General features: G+C 74.4%; 24 protein-coding genes and 1 pseudogene. 14 read left to right on the top strand and 11 right to left on the bottom strand.

The window, feature by feature from the left end; all coding sequences use genetic code 11:
- The first annotated feature begins 255 nt into the window (after positions 1-255).
- Complete coding sequence (locus AB0O11_RS20815) at positions 256-1,455, top strand: transposase (protein ID WP_363389117.1); 1,200 nt, start codon at positions 256-258, stop codon at positions 1,453-1,455.
- 37 nt (positions 1,456-1,492) lie between these two features.
- Positions 1,493-1,576: pseudogene (locus tag AB0O11_RS20810) on the top strand (histidine phosphatase family protein); the annotation flags it as partial.
- A gap of 167 nt (positions 1,577-1,743) precedes the next feature.
- Here AB0O11_RS20810 and AB0O11_RS20805 read toward each other — a convergent pair.
- Positions 1,744-2,241, bottom strand: a complete 498-nt coding sequence (locus AB0O11_RS20805) for a hypothetical protein (RefSeq protein WP_363388853.1) — start codon at positions 2,239-2,241, stop codon at positions 1,744-1,746.
- Positions 2,242-2,576: 335 nt separating this feature from the next.
- Between AB0O11_RS20805 and AB0O11_RS20800 the strand changes: the two genes are divergently transcribed.
- Positions 2,577-3,272 (top strand): hypothetical protein, encoded by a 696-nt coding sequence (locus AB0O11_RS20800; protein WP_363388850.1) that lies wholly within the window; start codon positions 2,577-2,579, stop codon positions 3,270-3,272.
- Positions 3,273-3,305: 33 nt separating this feature from the next.
- On the opposite strand, the gene AB0O11_RS20795 is transcribed toward AB0O11_RS20800, so the two are convergent.
- Entirely contained in the window at positions 3,306-3,899 is a 594-nt protein-coding gene (locus AB0O11_RS20795) for a histone deacetylase (RefSeq protein ID WP_363388847.1), read from the bottom strand.
- Between the two features lie 532 nt (positions 3,900-4,431).
- Here AB0O11_RS20795 and AB0O11_RS20790 point away from each other — a divergent pair.
- Positions 4,432-8,400: a Pls/PosA family non-ribosomal peptide synthetase gene (locus tag AB0O11_RS20790; protein WP_363388844.1), complete on the top strand. Its 3,969-nt coding sequence runs from the start codon at positions 4,432-4,434 to the stop codon at positions 8,398-8,400.
- A gap of 562 nt (positions 8,401-8,962) precedes the next feature.
- Positions 8,963-9,556, top strand: coding sequence for a hypothetical protein (locus AB0O11_RS20785; RefSeq protein ID WP_363388841.1), 594 nt, complete (start codon positions 8,963-8,965; stop codon positions 9,554-9,556).
- Positions 9,557-9,803: 247 nt separating this feature from the next.
- On the opposite strand, the gene AB0O11_RS20780 is transcribed toward AB0O11_RS20785, so the two are convergent.
- Complete coding sequence (locus tag AB0O11_RS20780; RefSeq protein WP_363389115.1) at positions 9,804-10,382, bottom strand: carbonic anhydrase; 579 nt, start codon at positions 10,380-10,382, stop codon at positions 9,804-9,806.
- A 214-nt stretch (positions 10,383-10,596) separates the two neighbouring features.
- Positions 10,597-11,796, bottom strand: coding sequence for a PP2C family protein-serine/threonine phosphatase (locus AB0O11_RS20775; protein ID WP_363388838.1), 1,200 nt, complete (start codon positions 11,794-11,796; stop codon positions 10,597-10,599).
- A 181-nt stretch (positions 11,797-11,977) separates the two neighbouring features.
- Between AB0O11_RS20775 and AB0O11_RS20770 the strand changes: the two genes are divergently transcribed.
- Complete coding sequence (locus tag AB0O11_RS20770) at positions 11,978-12,445, top strand: helix-turn-helix transcriptional regulator (RefSeq protein ID WP_363389112.1); 468 nt, start codon at positions 11,978-11,980, stop codon at positions 12,443-12,445.
- A gap of 5 nt (positions 12,446-12,450) precedes the next feature.
- The gene (locus AB0O11_RS20765; protein WP_363388836.1) at positions 12,451-12,867 is read left to right on the top strand and encodes a VOC family protein; all 417 of its coding nucleotides are present in this window, start codon (positions 12,451-12,453) and stop codon (positions 12,865-12,867) included.
- An 88-nt stretch (positions 12,868-12,955) separates the two neighbouring features.
- Here AB0O11_RS20765 and AB0O11_RS20760 read toward each other — a convergent pair whose 3' ends face one another.
- On the bottom strand, positions 12,956-14,185 hold the full coding sequence (locus AB0O11_RS20760) for an FAD-dependent monooxygenase (RefSeq protein ID WP_363388833.1): 1,230 nt from the start codon (positions 14,183-14,185) through the stop codon (positions 12,956-12,958).
- A gap of 269 nt (positions 14,186-14,454) precedes the next feature.
- Here AB0O11_RS20760 and AB0O11_RS20755 point away from each other — a divergent pair, with 269 nt between their 5' ends.
- Positions 14,455-14,847: a RidA family protein gene (locus tag AB0O11_RS20755; RefSeq protein ID WP_363388830.1), complete on the top strand. Its 393-nt coding sequence runs from the start codon at positions 14,455-14,457 to the stop codon at positions 14,845-14,847.
- Between the two features lie 66 nt (positions 14,848-14,913).
- Here the strand turns inward: AB0O11_RS20755 and AB0O11_RS20750 are convergent, their stop codons facing one another.
- A complete protein-coding gene (locus AB0O11_RS20750; RefSeq protein WP_363388827.1) occupies positions 14,914-15,702 on the bottom strand; it encodes a hypothetical protein in 789 nt (262 codons plus the stop codon).
- 488 nt (positions 15,703-16,190) lie between these two features.
- Here AB0O11_RS20750 and AB0O11_RS20745 point away from each other — a divergent pair, with 488 nt between their 5' ends.
- Positions 16,191-16,871, top strand: a complete 681-nt coding sequence (locus tag AB0O11_RS20745) for a hypothetical protein (protein ID WP_363388825.1) — start codon at positions 16,191-16,193, stop codon at positions 16,869-16,871.
- A gap of 158 nt (positions 16,872-17,029) precedes the next feature.
- On the opposite strand, the gene AB0O11_RS20740 is transcribed toward AB0O11_RS20745, so the two are convergent.
- On the bottom strand, positions 17,030-17,815 hold the full coding sequence (locus AB0O11_RS20740; protein ID WP_363388823.1) for an NAD(P)-dependent oxidoreductase: 786 nt from the start codon (positions 17,813-17,815) through the stop codon (positions 17,030-17,032).
- 71 nt (positions 17,816-17,886) lie between these two features.
- Between AB0O11_RS20740 and AB0O11_RS20735 the strand changes: the two genes are divergently transcribed.
- A complete protein-coding gene (locus AB0O11_RS20735; RefSeq protein WP_363388820.1) occupies positions 17,887-18,774 on the top strand; it encodes a LysR family transcriptional regulator in 888 nt (295 codons plus the stop codon).
- Between the two features lie 49 nt (positions 18,775-18,823).
- On the opposite strand, the gene AB0O11_RS20730 is transcribed toward AB0O11_RS20735, so the two are convergent.
- Positions 18,824-19,450: a helix-turn-helix domain-containing protein gene (locus AB0O11_RS20730; protein ID WP_363388817.1), complete on the bottom strand. Its 627-nt coding sequence runs from the start codon at positions 19,448-19,450 to the stop codon at positions 18,824-18,826.
- Positions 19,451-19,597: 147 nt separating this feature from the next.
- Between AB0O11_RS20730 and AB0O11_RS20725 the strand changes: the two genes are divergently transcribed.
- Complete coding sequence (locus AB0O11_RS20725) at positions 19,598-20,602, top strand: alpha/beta hydrolase (RefSeq protein ID WP_363388814.1); 1,005 nt, start codon at positions 19,598-19,600, stop codon at positions 20,600-20,602.
- Between the two features lie 49 nt (positions 20,603-20,651).
- Here the strand turns inward: AB0O11_RS20725 and AB0O11_RS20720 are convergent, their stop codons facing one another.
- Complete coding sequence (locus AB0O11_RS20720) at positions 20,652-22,157, bottom strand: alpha/beta hydrolase (protein WP_363388812.1); 1,506 nt, start codon at positions 22,155-22,157, stop codon at positions 20,652-20,654.
- A gap of 125 nt (positions 22,158-22,282) precedes the next feature.
- Here AB0O11_RS20720 and AB0O11_RS20715 point away from each other — a divergent pair, with 125 nt between their 5' ends.
- Positions 22,283-22,747, top strand: a complete 465-nt coding sequence (locus tag AB0O11_RS20715; protein ID WP_363388809.1) for a MarR family transcriptional regulator — start codon at positions 22,283-22,285, stop codon at positions 22,745-22,747.
- 140 nt (positions 22,748-22,887) lie between these two features.
- Positions 22,888-23,391 (top strand): cupin domain-containing protein, encoded by a 504-nt coding sequence (locus AB0O11_RS20710; RefSeq protein WP_363388806.1) that lies wholly within the window; start codon positions 22,888-22,890, stop codon positions 23,389-23,391.
- Positions 23,392-23,625: 234 nt separating this feature from the next.
- On the opposite strand, the gene AB0O11_RS20705 is transcribed toward AB0O11_RS20710, so the two are convergent.
- A complete protein-coding gene (locus tag AB0O11_RS20705) occupies positions 23,626-24,390 on the bottom strand; it encodes a hypothetical protein (RefSeq protein ID WP_363388804.1) in 765 nt (254 codons plus the stop codon).
- Positions 24,391-24,570: 180 nt separating this feature from the next.
- Between AB0O11_RS20705 and AB0O11_RS20700 the strand changes: the two genes are divergently transcribed.
- Positions 24,571-24,942, top strand: coding sequence for a DUF6193 family natural product biosynthesis protein (locus AB0O11_RS20700; RefSeq protein ID WP_363388801.1), 372 nt, complete (start codon positions 24,571-24,573; stop codon positions 24,940-24,942).
- 100 nt (positions 24,943-25,042) lie between these two features.
- Here AB0O11_RS20700 and AB0O11_RS20695 read toward each other — a convergent pair whose 3' ends face one another.
- Positions 25,043-25,504 (bottom strand): hypothetical protein, encoded by a 462-nt coding sequence (locus tag AB0O11_RS20695; RefSeq protein ID WP_363388798.1) that lies wholly within the window; start codon positions 25,502-25,504, stop codon positions 25,043-25,045.
- Between the last annotated feature and the right edge of the window lie 17 nt (positions 25,505-25,521).

The following is a 25,521-nucleotide window of genomic DNA, read 5'->3' as shown; positions in this document are numbered from 1 at the left end:
CGGTGACCGATTACCCCGGTCCGGGGCCGGCCTCCACCGTGGGGCCGGTGGTTCACCCGAAAGGAATTCGCGTGCTGACCGATTCCATCCCTGATCTTCGGAGGGTATCCCCGGCTTCAGCCGGGGAGGGAATCCGATCCTGGGATCGGCGGTGCGGAGCGCCGCCGCGTCCCTACGTGCCACAACGCTCGTGGTGTCTTCTGTCAGTGGTGTGTGGCATGTTGATTGCCGAGGCGGTGGAGGGGGTGGGTCGTGTTGATTCGTGCGTACAAGTTCCTGCTGCGGCCCACCGTGGGCCAGCAGCAGGCACTGACGGAGATGCTGCGGGATCACTGCTCGCTCTACAACGGGGCGTTGCAGGAACGTCGGGATGCCTGGCGGCATGTCTCCGGGACGACGGTCCGCTATGGCGATCAGTCCGCGCAGCTCAAGGAGATCCGGGCGTTCGACCCGGAGCGTCAGGGCCGCTGGTCCTTCTCCTCCCAGCAGGCCACGCTTCGACGGCTGGACAAGGCGTTCGCCGCGTTCTTCCGCCGGGTCACGTCCGGCGGGAAACCCGGATACCCACGCTTTCGCGGCGTGAACCGGTTCGACACGGTGGACTTCCCCAAGAACGGCGACGGCTGCCGCTGGGACTCAACCCCGCACGACCCGGTGACCCGCGTCCGTTTCCAGGGCGTCGGCCACGTCAGGGTGCACCGGCACCGCTCGGTGGCCGGCACGGTCAAGACGATCTCGGTCAAGCGTGAGGGCAAACGCTGGTACGTGGTGCTGACGGCCGAACAGGCCCGGCCCGAGCCGCTGCCCGCGACCGGATCCGTGGTCGGCATCGACATGGGCATAGCCAGCTTCCTCGCCGACTCCGACGGCGGGTTCGTTCCCAATCCCCGCCATGGCCGGAAGGCCGCGGCGAAGCTCGAAGCCGCCCAGCAGGCCCTCTCCCGGTGCAAGCGCGGGTCGAAGCGCCGCCGTAAGGCTGTGGAGACCGTGGCCAGGCTGCACCGTAAGGTCCGCCGTCAACGGCTCGACCACGCGCACAAGACCGCCCTCGGCCTGGTCCGCGCGCATGACTTCATCGCGCACGAGGACCTCAGGATCCGCAGCATGGTCAGGGCCCCCGCGCCGAAGCCTGATCCCGGCCGGCCGGGTGCCTTTCTCCCCAACGGGGCTGCGGCCAAGGCGGGGTTGAACCGCTCGATATCGGATGCCGGATGGGGGGTGTTCCTCACGATCCTGCACGCCAAGGCTGAAAGCGCCGGACGGGAAGTGATCGCCGTGGACCCCCGCAACACCTCCCGGACGTGTCCCGCATGCGGACACGTCGCAGCGGAGAACCGGCCCACCCAGGACACCTTCCACTGCACCGGCTGCGCCCACCGGGCGCACGCCGACACGGTGGGAGCCGTCAACGTCCTACGGGCCGGGCTGGCCCGTCGCAACGCCCGCCCGGGTTAGCGAGAAGCCCCCGGCATCAGCCGGGGGAGGAGTCACCGCGATCCTGACGTTCCAGGGCAGTTGGAAGTCCGTCGAGCACGGCGTCGGCCGGCTCGTCGACTTCTGGGCACCGCACGTCTGACGTCCCCCGGTGGACGCTCCCGCTGCCGAACGGCCCGGTCGGCCCGGGCCGTTCGACAGCGGGCCGCGGGGCGCCGCCCTTCAAGCGTCACCCGGCGCGGGTGCGGGGGTCCGAGCAGATCCTGAACTGTCCGACGGCGCTTGCCCGGCGGTGCCCGGTGGCCGGGATCAGGCCTTCCACGCGCCCCAGAAGACGTCGGCGTTGTCGCCGCCGCCGCCCTCGCGGGTCGTGCGGAAGATGCCGCGGTCGGTGCCGTTGTCGTCGTAGCTGTTGGAGCCGACGTAGGGGTTGGCCCAGTGCAGCACGACGGCCTTGCCCTCGCGCCAGCCGTCCTCGCAGTTGTACCCCCGGAAGGTCACCGTGCCCTCGGTGCCGGTCATGAATCCGTTGCTCTCCGACTGGAAGGTGAAGTCGTTGGTGTTCCCCAGGGTCTGCGGCGGCTCCTGGCCCTGCGTCCAGATGCCGTGGGCCAGGGAGTAGTCGGTCCGGTAGAGCGTGCAGCCGGTCCCGTTGTGCAGGTGGATCGCGGTGCTCCGGGCGGCCGAGAGGGCGGCCCGGGCGGGCTGGGGGGTGGTCGGGGCGGCCTGGGCGGTGCCGGTGGCGATGGTGCCGAGTCCGATGGCGGCCACCGCGGCCAGCGCCGCGAAGCGTGCGGAGGTGCGCATGGTTTCCCTCGATTCCGTGTGTCTTCGGTGGGTGGCGCAGGCTGTCTCCCGCGCCGCGATGAACGATGCGCAACACCGGTCGACAAACGATGGACGGCGCGATGAACGGCGCGGCCCGCGCCGTTGACTGCTCCGTCCACCGGTCGTCGGTCGGCGGGGCGTACGAGCATTCGACGGCGGCCCGGGCGACGTGGTGCGGTGGCACCACCACCGGCGCACGGCCAACGCCGCTCCGGTGCAGGGCTGTTGCCGTTCCCGGACACTCCCGGGTCCTCAGGTTGGGCATGATCACGGTCCGGGGGAGTGACACGGGGGAGCGGCACGGGGGAGGCGTGATGCGGCGGACGGCGTGGGGCGGGTGCGCGGCGGCGGTGGTGCTGGTGCTGGCGGCGGTGGCCTGTACGGGGCAGGGCGGCGGAGGGCAGGCGCCGCCGAGCACCGTGCCTGCGGTGTCGGCGACGCCGACGGTGCACTCGGTGGTGCTGCCCGAGCCGGCTCCGGCGTCCAAGCAGTGGATCGCGGACGAGCTGGCCGGCATGCGCCTGCAGCGCTGTCCCGTCCCCGCGCTGTCGAACCCGATCGTGCTGGACGACGACGGCCAGGACCGGGCGGACGTGCTGTGGCTCGTGGACGACTCCCACCTGTGCTCCGCCTCGCTCACCCGGGTCGACGGCGGGCTGTCCACGGAGATCTACGGCAACCGGACCGAGGTCCTCACGGCCAGGCACAAGCCGAAGACGATCGGCGACTACCGGCGGCTGTCGTTCTTCACCTTCTTCCCGGGCGACGTGGGGAAGGTCGAACTGCGGGGCGACGACACCCACTTGTTCGGGCCGGTGCACCAGCGGGTGGTCGACCTCGGCGGCGGGAAGGCGGTGACCGTCGTCCAGTACGCCTACGCCGAGCCCGTACGGACCTCGGACGACCCGCCACGGTCCCCGCAGCCGACCTGGACCCCGGGCTCCACCGCTTTCCAGGAGCCCGAGCTGTGCCCGTCCGGCCTCGAACCGTGCCGCTCCGCGAACGTCTGACTCTTCGCCCGCCTGCCCGCCCCGTGCCCCCGTTCAGCCCAGTACCGCCGCCACCGCCTGCGGGGTCCAGTGCCCGGACGCGCCAGGGCGGGTGGCGAGGTAGCCGGCCGAGCGCCAGGGGCCCCAGCCGTGGGACTCGGCCAGGCCTGCGGCCAGGGTGCGCAGGTAGGGCGGGGCGGGGGCGTTGAGTTCGGCGCCGGCCACGCCCCAGGGCGCGGTGAAGGTCAGCAGCGGGTGCCCGTCCAACTCGCCGACGTGCAGCAGGGTTTCGTAGCGGCCCGGACCCAGCTCGGCGCGTCCGGTGGTGAGCACCGGGGTGAGGTCGAGGTCGGTGCCGGGGGAGCGGAGCATCTCCTGGCCGGCGATGTCGCTGAACTGACCGGCCGTCAACAGGTAGGCGCGGCACGGTACCTCGCCGTCAGCTGCCGGGTCGTAGAAGGCCGAGCCGCCTCCCCAGGTGAGCGAGCGCCCGGCGAAGTAGAGCGTGCCCGGCAGCACGGTGGCCACCGCCCGGCGCGGCGGGCGCCGGTCGCGGCAGCCGGGGTAGTCCTGCGTTCCGCCATTCGGGCGGCCCCCGCGCAGGTAGCAGGCCAGGCGGGCGGCGTGTAGGTTCGAGCCGTACGCCACATACCAGACGAGCGGACTCGTTTTCCGGCCAACTTCGGGCCTTCGAGGGCTGTTCCCGGCCCCGCCGCCGTCAGCGGAATCCCAGCCTGATGGGCCGTTGCCCAGCCCGCTCACAGGAAGGAGCCGCGGTGAGGGGCGCGGAAGACTCCCACACGAAGATGTGAAAACCGTGAACAGGCCGATGATCCGACCAGAACCCCCCGATTCGGTAGCGGCCCCCTCATTACCGGTACCGTTCCGGACGCCATGCCGTTCATCACTCTTCCCTCTCCCGTCGCGCTCCTCCGGTATTCGGCGATTACTCTTCACCAGCGAAAACGATCGAAAACCCACGAAATATCTTTCGATTCATGCCGTTGCCACCCCTGTGTGGCATCGATGATGAGAATTTCCTTTGATCGCCCTTCGCTGCATCCAGCCGACTCCCAGCGGAGTCATGGTGAGTGGGCGCTGTCCCCGTAGGCGGCAACGGCCTCACCCGCCGTCACACCCGTACGCGCCCCCAGAACCCCGGAGCCGAGGAAACCCATCCATGGACGCACGCCACGACACGGCCGGCCCAAGCACGCTGCACCGCCCCCATCCGGGCCCCGCGGCGGGTTGGCCGGTGGCCCAACCCGCCCACCCCCGCAGCCTGCTCGACATCATCGCCACCACCGCCGACGCGTACCCCCACGCGCCCGCGCTCGACACCGGCGACACCGTCCTCGACTACCGCGCCCTGCTGCACGAGGTCGACACCCTCGCCGGGCAGCTGGCCGGCCACGGCATCGGCTGCGGCGACCGGGTCGGGGTCCGCATCCCCTCCGGCACCGCCGACCTCTACATCGCCATCCTCGCCGTCATGCGCTGCGGCGCCGCCTACGTCCCCGTGGACGCCGACGACCCCGACGAACGCGCCGAGATGATCTGGCAGGACGCCGCCGTCTGCGCCGTCCTCGGCCCCGGGCGCAGCCTGCACGCCGCAGCCGCCACCCGCCCCCGCGGCCGCCCCGCCTGGCCCGTGGCGGCCGACGACGCGTGGATCATCTTCACCTCCGGCACCACCGGCCGCCCCAAGGGCGTCGCCGTCACCCACCACTCGGCGGCCGCCTTCGTCGACGCCGAGGCCCGACTCTTCCTCCCGCAGCAGCCGCTCGCCCCCGGCGACCGCGTCCTCGCGGGCCTGTCGGTGGCCTTCGACGCCTCCTGCGAGGAGATGTGGCTCGCCTGGCGCCACGGCGCCTGCCTCGTCCCCGCCCCCCGCTCCCTGGTCAAGGCCGGCACCGACCTCGGCCCCTGGCTCGTCGAGCGGCGCATCACCGCCATCTCCACCGTCCCCACCCTGCTCGCCCTGTGGCCGCAGGAATGCCTGGACGCCGTACGCCTGATCATCGTCGGCGGCGAGGCCTGCCCCGCCGAACTCGTCGACCGCCTCGCCGTCGACGGCCGCGAGTTCTGGAACACCTACGGCCCCACCGAGACCACCGTCGTCGCCACCGCCGCCCGCATGCTCCCCGGCGAGCCCGTGCGCATCGGCGCCCCCCTCGACGGCTGGGAGATCGCCGTCGTCGACCAGGCCGGCAACCCCGTCCCCTGGTACGAGAGCGGCGAACTGCTCATCACCGGCGTCGGCACCGCCCGCTACCTCGACCCCGCCAAGGACGCCGAGAAGTTCAGCGCCCACCCCGCCCTCACCTCACCCCGCGTCTACCGCAGCGGCGACCTCGTCCGCAACGACCCCGAAGGCCTCGTCTTCCTCGGCCGCGCCGACGACCAGATCAAACTCGGCGGCCGCCGCATCGAACTCGGCGAGATCGACGCCGCCCTCCAGGCCCTGCCCCACGTCCGCGCCGCCGCCGCGGCCGTCCGCAAGACCCCCGCCGGCGCCGACCTGCTCGTCGGCTACCTCGTCGCCCAGCCCGGCACCACCTGCGACCTCACCACCGCCCGCCGGCAGCTCCTCGAACGCCTGCCCGCCCCGCTGGTGCCCGTCCTCGCCCTCGTCGACTCCCTGCCCACCCGCACCTCCGGCAAGGTCGACCGGGGCGCCCTGCCCTGGCCGCTCGCCACCACCGGAGACGCCCATCCCGCCGAGGAACTGGACGGCACCGCCGGCTGGCTCGCCGGCCACTGGGAACGCCTGCTCGGCATGCGCCCCGGCGCCGCCGACGACTTCTTCGCCCTCGGCGGCTCCAGCCTCACCGCCGCCCGCCTCGTCTCCGAACTGCGCACCCGCCACAACGGCGTCTCCGTCGCCGACCTCTACGCCCACCCCGTCCTCACCGACCTCGCCGCCTACCTCGACACCCTCACCCCGGCCGCCGCACCCGAACAGACGACCACCCAGGCGCCGCCCCGCAGCCGCACCGTACGCCGCACCCCCCGCAGCGCCGGCCTCTGGCAGACCCTTCTGCTCCTCGGCATGTTCACCCTCGCCGGACTGCGCTGGATCCTCGTCCTGATCGCCCTCGACAACCTCACCGGCAGCCACCTCACCTGGGCCCCGCACAGCTCCTGGTGGCCCGTCGCCGCGGGACTCCTCCTCCTCTACAGCGCCCCCGGCCGCACCCTGCTCGCCTCCGCCGGCGCCCGCCTCCTCACCGCCGGCATCCGCCCCGGCAGCCACCCCCGCGGCGGCCACGTCCACCTGCGCCTGTGGGCCGCCGAACGCTACACCACCATGTTCGGCACCGCCGCCCTCGCCGGCACCCCCTGGGCCACCCGCTACGCCCGGGCCCTGGGCTGCCGCGTCGGCCCCGGCGTCCAACTCCACACCCTGCCCCCCGTCACCGGCCTCGCCCGCCTCGGCGCCCACAGCTCCGTCGAACCCGAAGCCGACCTCGCCGGCTGGTGGCTCGACGGCGACACCCTCCACCTCGGCCACATCGACATCGGCGAAGGCGCCCGCATCGGCCACCGCGCCACCCTCATGCCCGGCGCCCGCATCGGAGCCCGCGCCGAGATCGCCCCCGGCTCCTGCGTCACCGCCACCGTCCCGCCCGGCGAACACTGGTACGGCTCCCCGGCCCGCCCCGCCGCCGGGCCCTTCGCCGACTGGCCCACCATCGCCGCCCCCGCCCCCCGCGGCTGGAACCTCGCCTACGGCCTCGGGTTCGCCCTGTTCGGCCTCATCCCGGTCATCGCCGCCCTGCCCGCCCTGCTCATCATCTACCCGATGATCGACACCGACGCCACCCTGACCGCCGCCCTCGTCCAACTCCTGCCCGCCACCATCCCCCTCGTCGCCATCACCTTCGCCTGCTACGCCGTCCTGATAGCGCTGCTCATCCGCCTCCTCTCCCGCCCGCTGCGCCCCGGCTTCCACCCCGCCACCGGCCGCGTCGCCTTCTGCGCCTGGGCCGTCAGCCGCCTGGGCGACACCGCCCGGCGCACCCTCTTCCCCTTCTACGCCAGCCTCTTCACCCCGGTGTGGCTGCGCCTGCTCGGCGCCCGCGTCGGCCGGCGCGTCGAAGCCTCCACCGTGCTCGCCCTGCCCGGCCTGATGCGGGTCGACGACGGCGCCTTCCTCGCCGACGACACCCTCGTCGCCCCCTACGAACTGCGCGGCGGCTGGCTCCACCTCGACCCCTCCCACGTCGGACGCCGCTCCTTCGTCGGCAACTCCGGCATCGTCGGCCCCGGCCGCCACCTGCCCGACAACTCCCTGGTCGGCGTGCTCTCCGACACCCCCGCCCACGCCCCCGAAGGCTCCTCCTGGCTCGGCCGCCCCGCCTTCGCCCTGCCCCGCGTCGCCGACACCGGCGCCGAAGGGCGCACCTACGACCCGCCCCGGCGCCTGATGTGGGCGCGCGCCGGCGTCGAACTCTGCCGGCTGCTGCCGATCGTCCTCGCCGCCCTGCTCGGCGACCTCGTCCTGGTGACCCTGCAGGAACTGCGCGACGACTACGGGCTCGGCGCGGCCCTCGGCGCCGCCGGACTGGTGCTGTTCGCCGCCGCCGTCGTCGCCTGCGCCGTCACCACCGCCGCCAAGTGGCTGCTCGTCGGACGCTTCCGCGTCGCCGAGCACCCGCTGTGGTCCTCCTTCGTGTGGCGCAACGAGCTCTACGACACCTTCGTCGAGGAACTCGCCATGCCCTTCGGCGGCCACGCCATCACCGGCACCCCCTACCTGAACGCGTGGCTGCGCAGCCTCGGCGCCCGCATCGGACGCGGCGTGTGGTGCGAGACCCACTGGCTGCCCGAGACGGACCTGGTCACCGTCGAGGCCGGCGCCAGCGTCAACCGCGGCACCGTCCTGCAGACCCACCTCTTCCACGACCGCGTCATGCGGCTCGGCCCCGTCCACCTCGCGGCCGGCTCCACCACCGGCCCGCACTCCATCGTCCTGCTCAACTCCTCCCTCGGCGCCGGCACCACCGTCGGCCCGGCCTCCCTGGTCATGCGCGGCGAGAACGTCCCCGGCGCCACCCGCTGGCTCGGCAACCCCGTCGCCGCCTGGAACGCCGACCCCACCCCGCCCGCCGGACGACGCCGCCGCCGGGCCACCGCATCGGTGTGACGCGGATCACCCCCGCGGGGTGATGAGTTCGCGGTGCGGTCACGGTCCTCACCCGTGACCGCACCGCGTCTCCTTTTCCGCGGCCGGCCGAAACCGGCCCTTCCGGCCGCCGCCCCGGGTCCGGGGGCGTGCAGGAACTACTCCAGCGGGGTGCCGGTGCGCGTCGGCCTGCGCCGGAAGCCGGCGGGGCCGACTTCCGGTGTGCGGGCTGGGGTGCTGTGGCCGCGGGTGTCCTGCCGGGGCACTGCCGGCGGGGAGTCGGGCAAGGGGCCGTCCGTCGTTCCCGCGGCGTACGGAGGGGCGCCCGGGAGCCGGGGCCGCCGTCGGCACGATCGGAAAGGCGGCGGCCCCGGCCCCGGTACGGGGTCCGTACGGGCGGGGCATCGACCGCGATGCCCGTACGGCTGCGGTCGGCACCCATTCCACGACTTCAACAGCACTTGAAGTCAAGCCCCGCCCGAGGCGAGGCCCCGCCCGAGGGCGCCGCTCCGGGGCGGGGTAGCCTCGCTCCCGGCGGGGCCTGCGGAGGACAGACACGGACAAGACGGACATGGGCGGGCGGATGACGGAGCAGCAGCACAGCTACTGGCGGGCGTCGGACGGTTCGGCGGTCAGCGCCGGCCAGGCGCACATCGTGTGGACCAGGGCGGCCTACCCCGCCCTGGTGGAGGTGGCGCGCCGCTACCACGCGGTGATCACCTACGCCGACCTGGCCGAGGCGGTGCAGGAGGCCTCCGGGGTGCGCACCCGGGTCAACCAGCGGCACTGGATCGGCAAGGTGCTGTCCCTGGTGATCCGCGAGGCGCACCGGCGCGGGGACCCACCGCTGACCGCCCTGGTGGTGCACGCCACGGACGGCAGGGTCGGCCCCGGCTACCAGGAGGTACTGGCGGTGGCCGGACAGCCGCCGGTGGCCGCGGAGATGGACCGCGAGCAGCACGCGGCCGCCGCCCGACTGGCCTGCTACCGGCACTTCGGCGCCGACCTGCCCGCCGACGGCGGCACGCCCGCCCTGGCCCCGCGCCTGCGCGCCTCGGTGGAGCGCAAGGCCGCCGCCACCGCCCCGCCGCGCCCGCCGGCGATCTGCCCCACCTGCTTCCTCCAGCTGCCCGCGACGCGGGTGTGCGACTCCTGCGGGGCGACCATCGCGCCGTGAGCGGGGGCGCACGGCGGTGAGCGGTGCGCCGGGGTGGGCCGTGGACGCGGCCCGGCCCCGGCGCCGACGGCCGCCGAGACCGGGCCGCGATCGTCGTGCGGCCGGGGCCGCCTCCACCGGCACCGGCGGCGGCGGAAGGGCCGAACAGCCGTCACACGGCGGCGGGCAGGCGGCCGGACATCCGGTTCGGCAGGGCACCCGGTCCGGCAGGGCATCCGGTTCCCGAGGACGGGCGCCGGACCCGCCGTCAGCCCACCGGCCCCTGGGCGGCGACCAGCCGCGCCCGGCCGTCGCGCAGCCGGTAGGACAGGCCCACCACCGCCACCTTCCCCTCGGCGACCCGGGCGGCCAGCGCCTGCGAGCGCTCCACCAGCAGGTCCACGGTCTGACGGATGTGCTCGTCCACGATCCCGTCCCGGTCCTCGATGCCCGCCGCCCTGGCCGACAGCACGCTCGGAGTCACCCGCTCCACCACGTCCCGGACGAAGCCGCCCGGCAGCCGCCCCTGCTCCAGGGAGTCCAGCGCCGCCGCCACCGCACCGCAGGAGTCGTGCCCCAGCACCACCACCAGCGGGCAGTCCAGCACGCTCACCCCGTACTCGATGCTGCCCAGCGCCTCCGCACCGGTGACGTGCCCGGCGGTGCGCACCACGAACAGGTCACCCAGGCCCTGGTCGAAGATGATCTCGGCGGCCAGCCGGGAGTCCGAACAGCCGAACAGCACCGCGAAGGGCCGCTGCGCCGGGGCGAGCGCCGCGCGGCGCCCGGCGTCCTGGTTGGGGTGCTCGGGGTTGCCCGCGACGAAGCGGGCGTTGCCCTCCATCATCACCCGCAGCGCCTGGGCGGGATCGGTCAGGAAGTCGTCCGTCGGGCCCTGCGACGAGCCGTCCGCCAGGGGGGAGACCGGGCCGGACTCGGACGCGGATATCGGTGTGGGGATCATGGCAGCACCCTAGATCGCCGCAGGTGGAACCCGCAGCCGGGGGTCACGGTGCGGACGGCCGCCGCAACCCGCCGTCGGCGGCCCGGCGGCCCGGCGGCTACGGGGCGGGGCGCACGGCGAGGACGGTGACGTCGTCGCGGCTGTGGCCGCCGCTCCAGTGACGGGCCCGTCGGTCGAGGGCCTCGGGCAGGGCGTCGGCGGGGGTGGCGGCGAGGTCGGCCAGGCCCCGTTCGACCGGGTAGAACGTGCCGGAGGCGTCCTGCGCCTCGGTGATGCCGTCGGTGAGCAGCACCAGTACCCCGTCCCCGGGCAGCGCGAAGCGCCGTACGGATCGCAGGTCGCCGGCGGGGGCGGCCAGCGCGGCGAGGCCCAGCGGGATCCCGGGATCCAGGGTGACGGGCTCGACGCGGCCGTCCGGGTGCAGCAGATAGGGGGAGAGGTGGCCGCAGTTGACGGCCCGCACCTCGGTGGCGGCCTGCACCTCGGTGGCGGAGCGTTCCTCGGTGGCGGCCTGCACCTCGGTGGCGGAGCGTTCCTCGGTGGCGGAGCGCTCCTCGTCCCCGCCGGGGCCGCGGACGCACAGCACGGTGGCGGTGACGAACCGTTCCTGCTCACCGCTCTGCACCGCGTAGGCGTTGTGCCGCTCCACCGCCGCCTCCAGGGCGTCGGCGACGGCGGCCAGGTGAGGCTCGCGGAAGGCCGCCTCCCGGAAGGCGCTCAGCACCGCGAAGCCCGTCCCGATCGCGGGCAGGCCCTTGCCCTGGACGTCACCGACCAGCACCCGGGTGCCGTGCGGGGTGGCGGCGATGTCGTACAGGTCGCCGCCGACCAGGGCGTCCTGCTCCACCGGCCGGTACAGCCCGTCCAGACGCACATCCGACGTGGTGACGGGCAGCGGGCGCAGCAGCTGGCGCTGGAGGGCGACGGCGCTCTGCCGTATCCGGGACAGCTGCCGCTCGCGCCGCACCCGCCGCGCGCACAGGCCGATCACCGCGCCCTCCGCGGCGATCACGCCCAGCAGGGTGCCCAGCCGGGCCGGCAGGTCGCCGGGCGGGAACAGCACCGAGTGGACCACGACCACGGCGGTCACCCACACCGAGACGGCCACCGTCTGGACGACGGTGCCCAGGCCCGCCAGCAGCGCGGGCAGGAACACCAGCAGCAGCACCAGACGCGAACCGGTGCCGCTGGCCGCCTGGACGAGCAGGGTGACGACGGTGGCGGCCAGCACACCGAGGACCACCGTCCGGTTGCCGGGCGCGCGCGGGGCGGTGGATTGCTGGTCGTCGCCGTCCACCCCTGTCGCCCTTTCCGCCGTCCGGCCGTTGCTCCAGGGTGGTCGGCGCGGCGGGGCGGGCGCGAGCGGGCTGCGCCGTGCGGGGGACACCGGGCGGGCAGCCCGTCCGTCGGCGGCACTCGGTACGGTGGCCGGTGTGTCCACCTCGTCCCCACCCTCCCGTGTGTCCCCCGCGAACCGCGTGCCGCTCGACGACCTCGTGCGGCTGCGCCGGGCCCGGGACCGGATGGACCGCGAGTACGCGCAGCCGCTGGACGTGCCGGCGCTGGCCCGCACCGCGCTGATGTCCTCCGGCCACTTCTCGCGCAGCTTCCGTGCCGCCTACGGCGAGACCCCGTACAGCTACCTCATGACCCGCCGGATCGAGCGGGCCAAGGCGCTGCTGCGGCGCGGGGACCTGAGCGTGACCGAGGTGTGCATGGCGGTGGGCTGCACCTCGCTGGGCTCCTTCAGCACCCGCTTCACCGAGCTGGTCGGGCAGAGCCCCAGCGCCTACCGGGCCCGCGACCACGAGCAGGGCGCGGCGATCCCGGCCTGCATCGCCAAGATCCGCACCCGCCCGGTGCGGCGCGCGGGAGAGAAGGAGACGGCGGGGGAGACGGCGAAGGGCGCCCGGCGGGACGGCGTCCCCGGTGCTCCCGTAGCGTGACGGGCATGAGCATCGAACTCGCGCAGTGCTTCATCGCCGTCGACGACCACGACCGGGCGCTCGCCTTCTACCGGGACGTCCTCGGCTTCGAGGTGCGCAACGACGTCGGCTTCGAGGGCATGCGCTGGGTCACCGTCGGCTCGCCCGACCAGCCCGGCGTCGAGATCGTCCTGGAGCCCCCGCTGGCCGACCCGCACGCCTCCGAGACCGACCGCCAGGCCGCCGCCGAACTCCTCGCCAAGGGGCTGCTGCGCGGCGTCATCTTCCGCACCGACGACTGCGACGCCACCTTCGAGCGGCTGCGGGCGGCCGGCGCCGAGGTCCTGCAGGAGCCGATGGACCAGCCCTACGGGGTGCGCGACTGCGCCTTCCGCGACCCGTCGGGCAACATGCTGCGCTTCAACCAGCCGCGTACCAGGTAACGGCCGGCCGTAGGCGCGCGGCGGCGGCCGGACGGGCCGGATCCGGCGGCGCAAGGGCGCGCGAGGTGCGGGGTGCGGGGGTGCGGGTTCAGGCGGAGCGGGCCGGGACGGGGTAGTCGGGCAGGGCGATGTCGCCGGCCTTGGCGAACTGGGCGGCCAGGACGGGGCGCAGCGGCCAGCGGCCCATCCAGCGCATGGAGGCGGCGCGCAGGCGGATCATCAGGGCGCTGTCGGGGGCGTAGCCGTTCAGGCCGCCGGGCGGCAGCTCCTGGGCGCGGGTCACGTAGGGGCGCATCAGCTCCTCGTAGCGGGCGAAGGCGGTGCGGAAGTCGCCTGCGGCGGCGGCGAGTTCACCGGCCAGCAGGTAGGCGCCGACCAGGGCGAGGCTGGTGCCGAGACCGGTGAGGGGGCTGGGGCTGTAGCCGGCGTCGCCGAGCAGGGCGACGCGGCCGCGGCTGTAGTGGCCGAGGCGGATCTGGCCGAAGGAGTCGAAGGCGAAGTCCCCGGCGGTGCGCATCCCGGCGAGCAGCCGGTCGACCTCCCAGCCGGCGCCGGCGAAGCGCTCGGCGAGCAGGCGCCGCTGGGCGGCGGTGTCGCGGCGGTCGTACGCCAGGGGCGCGCAGCGCAGGCCGAGGGAGGCCTTGACCTCGCCGGGCAGCCGTCCGGGGCGGGCACCGGCGACCAGGCCGCCGGGGGCGTTGTACATCAGGAACCAGCCGTCGAGGGCGAGGGCGAGGGCGGGGTCGTGGACGGTGAACCAGGCGTGGTAGCCGCCGAGGGGGCGGTGGTGGGCCCCGCCGCCCGGGAAGGCGAGGCGGCGGACGGCGGAGTGCAGCCCGTCCGCGCCGACGACCAGGGCGAATCGGTGGGCGGGGGCGTTCTCGAAGGTGACGGTGACGCCGTCGGCGTCCTGGTCGAGCGCGGTGACGGTGTCGTCCCAGAGGTACTCGACGCCGTCGGTGGCCTCGCGCAGCAGGTCGGCGAGGTCGCCGCGGAGGATCTCGATCTCGGAGACGATGCCCTCACCCTCGAACAGATCGACGGGTATCCGGGCGGTGGTCCGCCCGCGCCGGTCGACCAGGGCCATGCCGCGCTGCTCCACGCACAACGCGCGGGCCCGCTCCATCAGGCCCATCCGCTCGATCACGGTGCGCCCGGCGCCGCGCAGGTCGACGGCCTGCCCGCCGGGGCGCGGGGCGGGGGCGCGCTCGACGACGGTGGGGGTGAAGCCGTGGCGGCGCAGCCAGTAGGCGAGGGCGGGACCGGCGATGCCGGCGCCGGAGACGAGGATGTCGGTGTCGGTCGTGCGGTTGTCCATGCCGAGGAATGTACGCCGTACGCATGCCTTCAACAAGCCTTTTTGCTACGGGATTTGGGGCTGGCGCACTAGTGCGGTGGGGTGCTTTGCGGCAGGCCGGGCGGCCTGCGGGAGCGTTCGCGCAGACGGGCGGCCCGCCGGGTGCACTAGTGCACTTTTCCGCGCGGAGCCGGCCCGCGCCGGTCACCCGCGCGGATGAGACCGAAGGCCTCGTCCGACCCGCACGTGATCACGGCTCGACGCGCACCCCGGTACGGCACCATGGTGCGATGGACAGCACTCGACAGACAGTCAGCTCCGGCTCCCCCCTCGAACCTCGGATCGGCTTCTCCCGGGCCGTGCGCAAGGGGAACCACGTCGCGGTCGCGGGCACCGCCCCGCTCGGCGAGGACGGTGCGACGGTCGGCCAGGGCGACGTCCACGCCCAGACCGTCCGCTGCCTGGACATCGCCGAGGCCGCCCTGCGGGAGACGGGCGCCACGCTCGCGGACGTGGTGCGCACCCGCATCATGCTCACCGACATGAGCCAGTGGCGGGAGGCCGCGCGTGCCCACGGTGAGCGCTTCGCGCAGATCCGCCCGGTCACCACCTTCGTGGAGGTGTCGCGCTTCATCGACGAGCGGTGGCTGGTCGAGGTCGAGGTGGACGCGGTGATCGGCTAGCCGACGGGCAGGGCGGCAGGCCGGCAGGCCGGCTTCCCGCTCCGGGGTGCCGGCGGGACGGCTGGATCAGCGTGTGGGCGTGGGTGCCGGGGCGGTCGGGGCGGCCATCAGGGTGCGCAGAAGGTCCTCGCCCAGGGCGAGGCCGGCCTGCGACTGGTCGGGCAGCCCGTAGTCGCGGTACCACTCGGCCGGCGCCTCCGGGTGCGGGCCGCTGACCGCGACCCGGCCCTGCCCGTACGGGGTGACGGCGGCGGCGGTGCGGCCGTTGGGGTAGCGGGCGAGCACGTCCGTGCCCGGGCCGTCGACGTCGAAGTACGGGCCGTCCTGGAAGTACATCCGCTGGGGGCGGCCGCGCCACAGGACGTCGACCAGGCGGTCCCGCTCGTCGGTGACGGTCGTGCCCGGGGAGCGGATGTACTGCCCGGAGTCGCCCGGCAGGAGGTCGAATCCCGGGTCGCCGGCCAGGTAACCGCCCATGCACAGCCCCAGGAAGCGCCCACCGCCGCGGACGTAGGCGCGCACCAGGTCCGGGGAGAAGCCCGGGTCGCGCGCCAGCAGGCTCCACGCGGTGGCCACCTCCTGCCCGTTGGTGCCGCCGGGCTGCACGTACAGTGCCACGCCCGCCAGCGCCGCCGGGCCGAACCGCACCTGCTCCCCGGGCCCGACGAACCGCACCGCGAACCCGGCCCGCTCCAGCAGCCCCCCTGCCGCCTCCGGGCATCCCTCGCAGGCCGCCGGCCCCCGGTACACCAGTGCCGGCGGCCGCCCGTCGTCCTGCCCCGGCGGTGGCACGTCCTCGCTCTGCGGCGGCGTTCCGCCGCACCCCGCCGCCAGCACCAGCATCACTGCCGCCACCAGTCCCGGCACCCGCCCGACCCGCACTTCCGCCACCCCTCCCGAACCGCCCCGCGCCGCCTGCCGCCACGACGCTACGGCCCGCCGGGGGGCGGACCGGGCTCCGTCCCCCGGCCGGGTGGGTCCGTGCGGCCCCGGTTGACGGAAAGAGGGGCGAAACGGACTGCCGGGGCCAGGAGTTCGCCGCGGCGGTCAGCTCCTCGCCGGAGCGCTCCGGGACGCCCGGACAGCGGCCCCGGCCCGCGCCACCGGCCCCGGCTCGCGCCGCCGGCCACGGTGAACCCGGGGCCGGGAATCGGAGCGGATCGGCATCAACCACCGCAGGGCGGGGGCCGGCCCCCGCCGACGGGCACAGCGGGGACTTCGGGAGGAACGGGATCGGGTGCGGCCGATTTCCGCGGAACGCCGATCGCCCCCGCGTCCCACGGGCACAATGACCTGATTCGAGACCTGGTTCGAGACCTGGTTCGACGGGCGGGAGGGGACCCATGGGCAGGACGGACAACCCGCAGGACCGGCGTCCATGGCACGGGCGGGCGGCGGCCGGGCTGCTGCTGCGTGGCCTGCTCACCCTGATGGGGCTGGCGGTCGTGGCGTTCGGCTTCGTCCGGTTCGACGCCGCGTACGACGACCGCACCGCCTACTACGACGCCCCCGCCTGCGGGGCCCAGGCCGCCGGGCCGCAGGAGGACTGCCTGCGGCTGGAGAGCGGCCGGGTGACGAAGAAGTGGATGGACCCCGGCAACGATTCGACCTCCTACGGGATCGCGGTGGCGCGGGAGAACGCGCCGAGCGACACCTACGCGGTCAGGGAGTCTTTCTACGACGCGGTGGACGTCGGCTCGGTGGTGGAGCTGAGGTTCTGGCACGGCCGGGTGGCCGAGATCGCCTACCAGGGGCACCGGACCGACCCGCCGAGCACCCCGTGGCTCGCCATGCTCTGGATCGGGCTGCTGGTCGGCGCGGGGACGACGGTGCTGGCCCGCGGCCTGGCCGGGCCGTCCCGGGGCGACTGGAGGGCTCCGGCGGGAACCGCGGTCGGGTTGTTCCTCGCGACCTGGTTCGGCGGCGGGCTGATGCTGTCCCAAGGGTGGCCGTGGGCCCTCGCCATGGGCCTGTCGGCGTCGGCCTGGCTGATCGCCGCGGTCTTCGCGGTGGCGGTGGCCTGACCGTGACGGCGGCCGCCCGGGCCACCGCCCGGGCAGCTGCCCCTTCCACCGGCGCTCCGGCCTCCAGCCCGCGCAGGAACCGCCGGAACCGCCGGAACCGCCGGAACCGCCGCTCGGCGCCCGGCCGGATCCGCTCCCGGCGCCCCGCCGGTGACGCCCTACCGGCGCAGCAGCGCCCCCAGCACCGCCGAGAGGTCCTGCTCGGCGATCGACGGGTGCGCCAGCAGCACCTCGCGGGCCGCCGTCAGCACCGGGCCGCCGCCGGCCAGGGCGAGGTCCTTGGCGGCGAGGCGGACCGGGAAGTCCGACTCCGTGCTGAACGCCCGGGCCACCACCCCCGCGAGCGGCCCGGCCGACAGCACCTCCCGCGCCTGCTCCTGCGAAACGCCCAACTCCTCGGCCACCGCGAGGACTTCGCCGATGACGGTGACGGAGGCGACGATCGCGCCGATCACCACCACCTTCAGCGCCGCGCCCGAGCCCGGGCCGCCGCAGCGCCGCACCCGGCCCAGGTGCTCCAGGACGGGCTGCGCGCGGTCCAGGCCGGCGTCCTCGCCGCCCGCGAAGACCACCAGGTCGCCGGTGGCCGCCGGGCCCACGCTGCCGATCACCGGGGCGTCCACCAGGGCGACGCCGTCGGGCAGTCGGGCGCGCAGGCCGGCGGTGGCCTCCGGGCCGATCGAGGACATGTCGATCCACAGCGTGCCCGGCGCCAGCTCCGTCGTGAACTGTCCGGCCACCTCGGCGACGGCCGCCGGGTCGGACAGCATGGTGACGACGACGTCCGCGCCGCGCACGGCCTCGGCCGGGGTGGCGGCCTCGGTGAGGTCCCCGGCGCGGCCCAGGGAGCGGTTCCAGACGGTCAACGGGTGTCCGGCGGCGGCGAGCCGGCGGGCCATCGGCAGGCCCATCCGGCCCAGCCCCAGAAAAGCGATCTTCTTCATGGCCACCACGCTAGGAAGCCGCGAGCCAGGCGACAAGCGAATGTCCCGCATGATAGTCATGCCGAATGGACATGGCTTGGCTGGATGTCTTCCGCACCGTCGCGTACCTGGGCTCCTTCACCGCCGCCGGCGAGCGGATGGGCTTCACCCAGTCCGCGATCTCCCGGCAGATCGCCACCCTGGAAAGGGAGTTGGGCACACCGCTGTTCGACCGGCTGGCGCGCGGGGTGCGGCTGACCGAGCACGGACGCGCGCTGCTGCCGCACGCCGAGGCGATGCTGGAGCGGCTCGACACCACCCGGCGCGACCTGGACGCGCTCACCGAACTCACCGCCGGGCGGCTGCGGGTGGGCGCCTTCGACAGCGCCAACGCAGCCCTCGTCCCCGGCGCCCTCGCCGCCTTCCGCGCCGCTCACCCGGACGTGGCGATCAGCCTCACCGAGGGGCTGGCGGCACACCTGCTGGACCTGCTGCGCGAGGGCGCGATCGACCTCGCCCTGGTCGCCTCGTACACCGAACCCACCGACGACGGCGATCAGTTCGACTTCCGCCCGCTGATGGAGGACCCGGTGCTGGTCGCCCTCCCGCGCGGGCACCGCCTCGCCGGACGCCGCCGCCTGCGGCTGGCCGAACTCGCCGACGAACCGTGGATCGCCGCCCGCCGGCACGCCGAATCCACCCTCCTCGCCGCCTGCGTCCGCAGCGGCTTCCAGCCCCGCATCGAGTACGCGGTCTCCGCCTGGACCGCCAAACTCGGCCTGGTCGCAGCGGGACTGGGCGCCACCCTCATCCCCTCCCTGGCCGCGCGCGTCAGCCGCCCCGGCATCGCCCTCATCCGGCTGCATCCGGACGACACCCCGGTGCGGCAGGTGTACACCGCGACGCGGCGCGGGCAGCGGGTGCCGCCGGCGGTCGAGGCCTTCGGGGCGTTCCTGCGGGAGGCCGCCGCGGGCCGTTGACGGCGGGCCGGGCCGGGTGGTCGCGCCCCTCGCGGGCGGTGGCGCCGCCTCAGTCGGCCGTCGGACGCACGCGCGGGCGCAGGCGTTCGCCCTGCGGTCCGAACATGATCAGGTATTCGGCCGGTCCGCCGGGCCCGGTGTTGGCGACCCCGTGCGGGGTGCGGGTGTCGAACTCGGCGACCTCCCCGGCGGTGAGGACGAGGTCGTGTTCGCCGAGCGCCAGCCACAGGCGGCCGGAGAGCACGCACAGCCACTCGTACCCCTCGTGCGACACCTGCCGTGGCCGCGACGGCGGGTCGTCGGTGGCGGGCAGGACGTGCTTGTGGGCGTGCAGACCCCCGACGTACCGGGTCAACGGCAGCACGGCCTTGCCGTCCGCCGGGCGGCGGGGGACGGGCCGGGGCGCCTCGCGCGGCGCGGCGGGCGCGAGGCCGGCGAGCTCGTCCAACGAGACGCCGTAGACCCTCGCCAGGTGCAGCAGCAGTTCCAGGTTCGGCTTGCGCCGGCCGTTCTCGACCCGCGACAGCGTGCTGAGGCCGACGCCGCTCGCGCGGCTCGCCTCGGTGAGGGTGTGGCCGTGCCGTTCCCGTACGGCCCGCAGCCGGGGCCCCATGGCGGCCAGCACACCGGCGACGCCGTCCTCGGCCGGCACGCCGGTGATGTCGTCCTCGGCCATCGCGACTCCTCCCCTCCTCGGTGCGGGGCCACGCGGACCGCCCCTGTGCTGCAAGTTTGCCAAAACGTCAAGGCCGGTCGCATCCCCCGGCCGCCGCACCGCATGATCGGTGCGCAACCACGGCCACCGGCACCCCGAGGAGAAGCCATGCACCAGCCCGCACCGTCCACAGGCCTGCGCCACCGCACCGTCGACGCCCCCGCCGGACGGCTGCACCTGGTCGAGCAGGGCGCCGGGCCGCTGGTCCTGCTCGTCCACGGCTTCCCCGAGTCCTGGTACTCCTGGCGCCACCAGCTCCCGGCCCTCGCGGCGGCGGGGTACCGCGCGGTCGCCCTCGACGTGCGCGGCTACGGCCGGTCCTCCAGGCCGTCCGCGACGCGGGAGTACCGGATGCGCGCCCTCGTCGAGGACAACCTCGCCCTGGTGCACGCCCTGGGCGAGCGGACGGCGGTGATCATCGGGCACGACTGGGGCGCGAACATCGCGGCCGCCTCCGCCCTGCTCCACCCCGAGGTCTTCCGCGCGGTGGGCCTGCTCAGCGTCCCCTACACCCCGCCCGGCGGCCCCCGCCCCAGCGACGTCTTCGCACGGATGAGCGGCGACCAGGGGGCCGGGAAGCAGGAGTTCTACGTCTCCTACTTCCAGGAGCCGGGCCGGGCCGAGACCGAGGTCGAACCCGACGTCCGGGGCTGGCTCGCCGGGTTCTACGCCGCCCTGTCCGCCGACACCATGCCGGCGCCGGGGGAGCCCGACCCGCACTTCGTCAGCAGCGGCGGGACCCTGCGCGAGCGGTTCCCCGCGGACCGGCTGCCCTCCTGGCTCACCGAAGCCGATCTCGACCACTACGCCGGGGAGTTCGAGCGCACCGGCATGACCGGAGCACTCAACCGCTACCGGAACATGGACCGCGACTGGGAGGACCTCGCCGACCTCGACGGATCCCCCCTCACCCAGCCGTCCCTGTTCATCGGCGGAGCCCTGGACGCCTCCACGACCTGGATGGCCGACGCCATCGACGCCTACCCGGCCACGCTCCCCGGCCTGGTCTCCTCCCACATCCTGGACGGCTGCGGCCACTGGGTCCAGCAGGAACGCCCCCAGGAGGTCAACCGCCTGCTGACCTCCTGGCTCGCGGAGGTGTCCCAGCGGTAGCGGACGAGAGCACCGGCGCAGCCGCAGACCGGCCGCGGGACCGCCCTGGTCAGCAGACGGTGTCCGCGGCCGGCAGCACGCCCGCCGACAGGTAGGCGTCGACGGCCCGGCCGGCGCACGCGTTGTAGCCGTTGAGGTAGAGGGTGTGGACGCGGCCCGGGACGGTGACCAGGCGGGAGCCGGTCAGACGGGAGTGCAGGGCGAGGGCGCCCTGGTAGGGGGCGTGGCTGTCGCCGGTGGCGTGGAGCTGGAGGGCGGGGACGGCGTTGCGGACCTCGACGGGCGGCTCCAGCGGGGCGCTGCGCCAGGAAGCGCACGGGGTGGGGCCGTTGTACACCGGGCCGAAGACCGGCTCGGCGGTGCGGGAGCGCTCGACGGCCTCGCGGTACCACGCGGACGAGCGCGGCATCGCCACGTCGTCGCACAGGATGCCGACCGTGGACGAGAGGCCGGCGCCGCCGTCCGGGCCCGGGGCGAGGAGCACGGTCAGCAGCTCGTGCAGCGCCGGGCTCGCCTGGACCGGCTTGCCGTCGGCGGCGTCCAGCAGCTGCCGCAGCACGTCTGCGTAGGCGGCGTTGTCGCGGTCGTCGCCCTGGCAGAACGCGAGCAGGACCGGCAGCAGGGCGCCGTCGAGCCGGTAGCCGTCGACGGCGATCGGCGCGGCCTCGGCCCGGCGCACCAGGTCCTCGACGGCGGCCCGCACCGCCGCCGGGGTGGAGCCCAGGTGGTGGACGGCGTCCTGCGGCGCGGCCCAGGCGGAAAAGCCGTCCAGGGCACGCTCGTTGGCGCCGGCCATGTCCTGGAACGCCCCGATGCCGTACCGTGCCGGGTCGAGCGCGCTGTCCAGCACCAGCCGGTCGACGCGCTGCGGGAACAGCTGCGCGTACACCGCGCCCAGCAGCGCACCGTAGGACTGCCCGAAGAAGGAGGTCCGCTGCTCGCCCAGCGCCGCGCGCAGCACGTCGACGTCCCGGGCGGTGTTGCGGGTGGTCAGGTGGGGCAGCAGGTCGGGGTACTTGTTCCAGCAGGCGTCCGCGTCGGCCTTGGCCATGCGCCAGGCCTGCTCGAAGCCCGCCCGGCCCGTGCCGGCCGAGCGCAGCCAGGTGCCGCGTGTGAGGCCGCAGTCCAGGCCGCCGCTGGCGCCGACCCCGCGCGGGTCCATGCCGACGAGGTCGTAGGCCGCCGCCGTCCCGGGCGCCATCTGTTCCCGCAGCGCGACCGGCATGTCCAGCCCGCGCTCGCCGGGGCCGCCGGGGTTGGTCTGGAGTATGCCGCGGCGCCCCGCGGGGTCGGCGGACCGGATCCGGGAGACGGCGAGCGACAGGGTGCGGCCCCGCGGCTCGCGGTAGTCCAGCGGGACGGTCAGGGCCGCGCACTCGGCGCCGGCGGCGGCCAGCTGCGGGTCCTGGCAGACGGCCCAGGCGAGCGGCTGGCGGTGGTAGCGCTCCAGCGGGTCCGAGGCGGCCGACGGAGCCGAGGAGGCCGGGCCGGCTGCGGTGAGCACGGTGGCCGCGGACAGGGCGAGGGCGGTGGCGAGCGCCGGTGCGGTCTTCATGTCGGCCAGCCTAGAAGGGAGTTGACCACCGAAGGGATCAGGTCTGCGGATTCGCCTTGACCTCACGTCGGCTTGAGGTCCTACGGTCGGTCGCATCCTGACGATCAGTTGAAGGAGCACCGGACATGACGATCAAGACCTACGAACCGCAGATCATCGCCGCCCAGCCCATCGGGGCCTGGACGGGCGAGGTCTACCGCCGGGTGGTGGTGGAAGGCCTGCGCGAGCAGCTGGCCGTGGAAGGCCTCACCCAGCCGCACTGGTGGACGCTCAACCACGCGGCCGGCCGCCCCGGCGGATGGACCCGCACCACCCTGATCGAGCGGCTCACCCCGTACGACGACCAGGACACCGCCTTCGACGCCGTCTTCGACGACCTGACCGCCCGCGGCTGGCTGACCGAGGACGCCGACGGGGCGTTCACCCTGACCGAGGAGGGCGAGGCCGGCCGCCTGCGCGCCCGCGAACGCAACCTGAAGATCAGCGAGCGCGCCCACGAGGGCATCGGCACCGACGAACTCGTGACGACGATCAACGTGCTGCGCCGCATGGTGGCGAACATGGGCGGCAACGGCAACCTCCCCGACTGACCTTTCCCGACATGGCGGAGGAACCCCCGGACCCCGGTTCCGGGCCTCCGGTGCCGCCCAGGACGCAGGAGGAATTGACCCATGGAAACGGTCACTGATTGCCACCTGATCGGGGGCCTTTCCGGCCGTAGGTTGGTCACATGACGACGACGAAGAACACCGCCGCCCCCGTACTGACCCGCTGCGCCGAGGCCGAGACCTGCACCGACCCGAGCGCCACCATGACGCTGCTGGCCGACTCGGCCCCGGCGGAGGGCGGCTTCACCGTCTACCGCTCCACCTTCGCCGCCGGCGCCGCCGGAGCGCCCGCCCACCTCCACACCCGGGCGTGGGAGCTCTTCTTCGTGATCAGCGGCTCGTTGCGGGTGCTGGTCGGCGACGAGGTCACCGTGCTGGGCGCGGGCGACTTCCTCGCCGTGCCCCCGCACACCCCGCACGCCTTCGCCGCCGCCCCGGGCGCCGAGGCCGACGTGCTGTGCGTGTTCACCCCCGGCATGGACCGCTTCGACTACCTGCGCCTGCTGGGCAGCGTCATGCGCGGCGAGAGCGACCCGGGCGCGATCGCCGCCTCGGCGGAACGCTTCGACAACCACTACGTGGACAGCCCGGCCTGGCGGGCGGCCCTGGCGGGCAACGGCGCCTGAGGCCCGCGCGCAGCCGCTCGACGGGCCGGGTCCGCCCGGGTGTGGAACCGTGGTAGCCCGGCAGTGTCCCGGTTGCGAGAGGAGTGGCCATGTCGTCGAAGCGCCGCCGCAAGAAGAAGGCCAGGGCCAGGCGCGGGGCCAACCACGGCCGCCGCCCCCAGTGCTGAGCCGCGGCTGAACGGGTGAGGACGCCCGGACGGCCTTCCCCGGCCGGTCCGGGCGCGCCGCCCTCGCTCAGCGCCGCCCGCGCCCCAGGAAGCCCCCGCGCGCCACCTTGTGGTACTGGCAGTAGCCGACCCAGTTCGCGCCGAACACCAGCTCCAGGACCACGCCCCGCCCGTCCGCGCGGGCCTCGCTCAGCAGCTGCGCCGCGTCCGCGTCCGGCGGGGTCTGCTCCAGCACGAAGAGCCGGTTGATGTACGGGCCCGCCGGAATCGGGTCCCGGGGCGGGATCTCGGGCCGGTCCCAGGTCAGGGTCGCACCGGGGCTGGACAGACAGGGGGAGTCCATCCGCCAGCCGTTGGCGTCGATGCCGCCGTCGCGGTACCAGCGCAGCGCGTGGTCCAGGCTCCCGCTCGGATCCGGCCCCTGGCCGTGGGCCTGCCACTCGGCCACGTCCGCCGCCGCGATCCGGGGCAGGACGTCGAGGACGTCCTCCCGGATCACGAAGTAGGCGCGGGCGTAGATCCGGCAGACCAGCAGCGTGTGTCTGGGGTGGTCCGAACCGTGGAAGGTCGGACGGGTGGACTGGTCCAGGACCTGGGTCAGCACGTGTTCGACCCCCTCCACCGCCCCCAGCGCCTCGACCAGCCCCCGGATCCGCTCCCGCTCCGCCGCCCGGGCCGCCTGCGCCTGCGGTGAGTTGACCAGCTTGAGCTTGCGCCGCTCGGTGGGCCAGTGCAGCGCCCGCAGCTCCTGCACGCCGTTGAGGAGCGGGTTCACCAGCATGGCGACGAGATAGACGCAGCTCGTCGCCACGTCCTTCAGCAGCTTCTTCACCAGCAGGGGGTCCTCTCGGGTCGCACGCGCGTCTGCGCCCACACCCTGCCCCGCCCGCGCCCGGCCCCGCAATCCGCTCCTGTGCTCAACTCCCCTCCGTGCCTGACCGGTTGCCGAGCGCGCCCACCGGATCAGAGCGCCACCTTCCCGGAGACGGACAACCACGGCAGAATTCCAGCCGTGAACGACCCTTTGAGTGAGGCGTGGGACTTCCAGGCCCGAGCAGCAGCGGAACAGGACGACTTGTGCCGGATTCCCGGCGGGTCGTGGATTCCGCCCATCTTGCAGGACCTGGTCCTCGCCGCGAGAAGCACCTCGCTGAGCCGCTACTACCCGTTCACGAGCCATGCAACGCTGCGGTTCAGCACAGGGCCCCAGTGGTGGCTCGGCGACGGAGACATCCTCGCCGTCGCCATCGCGCTCGTCCCCGAAGGGCGCTATCTCGTCTACACCCAGACATCGCACGACGGGCCGTCCTCAGCGGGACTCGAAACCACCAGTGCTGACGAAGCGGCCGCCACGGCAGAACAACTGGTGAACGCCGCCGGCTGAGTTCAAGCGCCGGACCGCCGAGCTGTCGGCCGTTCGCGAGCGTGCGGGCTCGCTCCCGGGCGCCGGTGACCGTGGACGGCGGGCCCGGAGAACCCGGGCCCTAACGTCCGAGGTGATCGGCGAGGGCCTCGATCGTGCGGCGCCGCGCGGTGTACATCGACACCGCCGAGCCGTCTGCGAAGTGCAGCCGGAACCGCGCCATCGCCTGCAGCCTCGGGCGCCGCTCCACCCGCAGGACCAGCTGCCGCGGAGCGTGCCACAGCAGCTCGCCGGCCTTGCGGACGTCCAGCGCCGTGACGAACGCGGTCCGGCGGTCGGTGACGGCCAGCAGCCTGGTCCGCGCCCCGCCCGTCGTGGTCGGAAAGCCGCTCGCGAAGCTGCCCGACTGCCCTGACACCGCTCCGAGTTGTCCCAGCTTGTTGCCGACCCGTGCCCCCATCCCGTCCCCGACCCCGCGCGCCCCGGCCACCGGCACCACCGTCGCGACGTCCAACAGGTGCTCGCCCGGTTCCAGCAGCGGTTCCACGGCATTGCGGTAGCGGTTCATCAGAGCTTGAGTCATGCCGTCAGACTAGATGG

It is taken from the genome of Kitasatospora sp. NPDC093102, from assembly GCF_040683915.1.
Classification (GTDB): Bacteria; Actinomycetota; Actinomycetes; order Streptomycetales; family Streptomycetaceae; genus Kitasatospora.
Note: the sequence above shows the minus strand (reverse complement) of the source record. Positions and strands in the feature narration are given on the sequence as shown.

Excerpts from the sequence above, each read along its gene's own strand:
- AB0O11_RS20710 (WP_363388806.1), top strand. The coding sequence starts at position 22,888 with ATGACGACGACGAAGAACACCGCCGCCCCCGTACTGACCCGCTGCGCC.
- AB0O11_RS20740 (WP_363388823.1), bottom strand. The coding sequence starts at position 17,815 with ATGAAGAAGATCGCTTTTCTGGGGCTGGGCCGGATGGGCCTGCCGATG.
- AB0O11_RS20765 (WP_363388836.1), top strand. The coding sequence starts at position 12,451 with ATGAGCATCGAACTCGCGCAGTGCTTCATCGCCGTCGACGACCACGAC.
- AB0O11_RS20755 (WP_363388830.1), top strand. The coding sequence starts at position 14,455 with ATGGACAGCACTCGACAGACAGTCAGCTCCGGCTCCCCCCTCGAACCT.
- AB0O11_RS20785 (WP_363388841.1), top strand. The coding sequence starts at position 8,963 with ATGACGGAGCAGCAGCACAGCTACTGGCGGGCGTCGGACGGTTCGGCG.
- AB0O11_RS20800 (WP_363388850.1), top strand. The coding sequence starts at position 2,577 with ATGCGGCGGACGGCGTGGGGCGGGTGCGCGGCGGCGGTGGTGCTGGTG.
- AB0O11_RS20745 (WP_363388825.1), top strand. The coding sequence starts at position 16,191 with ATGGGCAGGACGGACAACCCGCAGGACCGGCGTCCATGGCACGGGCGG.
- AB0O11_RS20730 (WP_363388817.1), bottom strand. The coding sequence starts at position 19,450 with ATGGCCGAGGACGACATCACCGGCGTGCCGGCCGAGGACGGCGTCGCC.
- AB0O11_RS20725 (WP_363388814.1), top strand. The coding sequence starts at position 19,598 with ATGCACCAGCCCGCACCGTCCACAGGCCTGCGCCACCGCACCGTCGAC.
- AB0O11_RS20790 (WP_363388844.1), top strand. The coding sequence starts at position 4,432 with ATGGACGCACGCCACGACACGGCCGGCCCAAGCACGCTGCACCGCCCC.
- AB0O11_RS20760 (WP_363388833.1), bottom strand. The coding sequence starts at position 14,185 with ATGGACAACCGCACGACCGACACCGACATCCTCGTCTCCGGCGCCGGC.
- AB0O11_RS20780 (WP_363389115.1), bottom strand. The coding sequence starts at position 10,382 with ATGATGGAGGGCAACGCCCGCTTCGTCGCGGGCAACCCCGAGCACCCC.
- AB0O11_RS20720 (WP_363388812.1), bottom strand. The coding sequence starts at position 22,157 with ATGAAGACCGCACCGGCGCTCGCCACCGCCCTCGCCCTGTCCGCGGCC.
- AB0O11_RS20735 (WP_363388820.1), top strand. The coding sequence starts at position 17,887 with ATGGCTTGGCTGGATGTCTTCCGCACCGTCGCGTACCTGGGCTCCTTC.
- AB0O11_RS20805 (WP_363388853.1), bottom strand. The coding sequence starts at position 2,241 with ATGCGCACCTCCGCACGCTTCGCGGCGCTGGCCGCGGTGGCCGCCATC.
- AB0O11_RS20695 (WP_363388798.1), bottom strand. The coding sequence starts at position 25,504 with ATGACTCAAGCTCTGATGAACCGCTACCGCAATGCCGTGGAACCGCTG.
- AB0O11_RS20715 (WP_363388809.1), top strand. The coding sequence starts at position 22,283 with ATGACGATCAAGACCTACGAACCGCAGATCATCGCCGCCCAGCCCATC.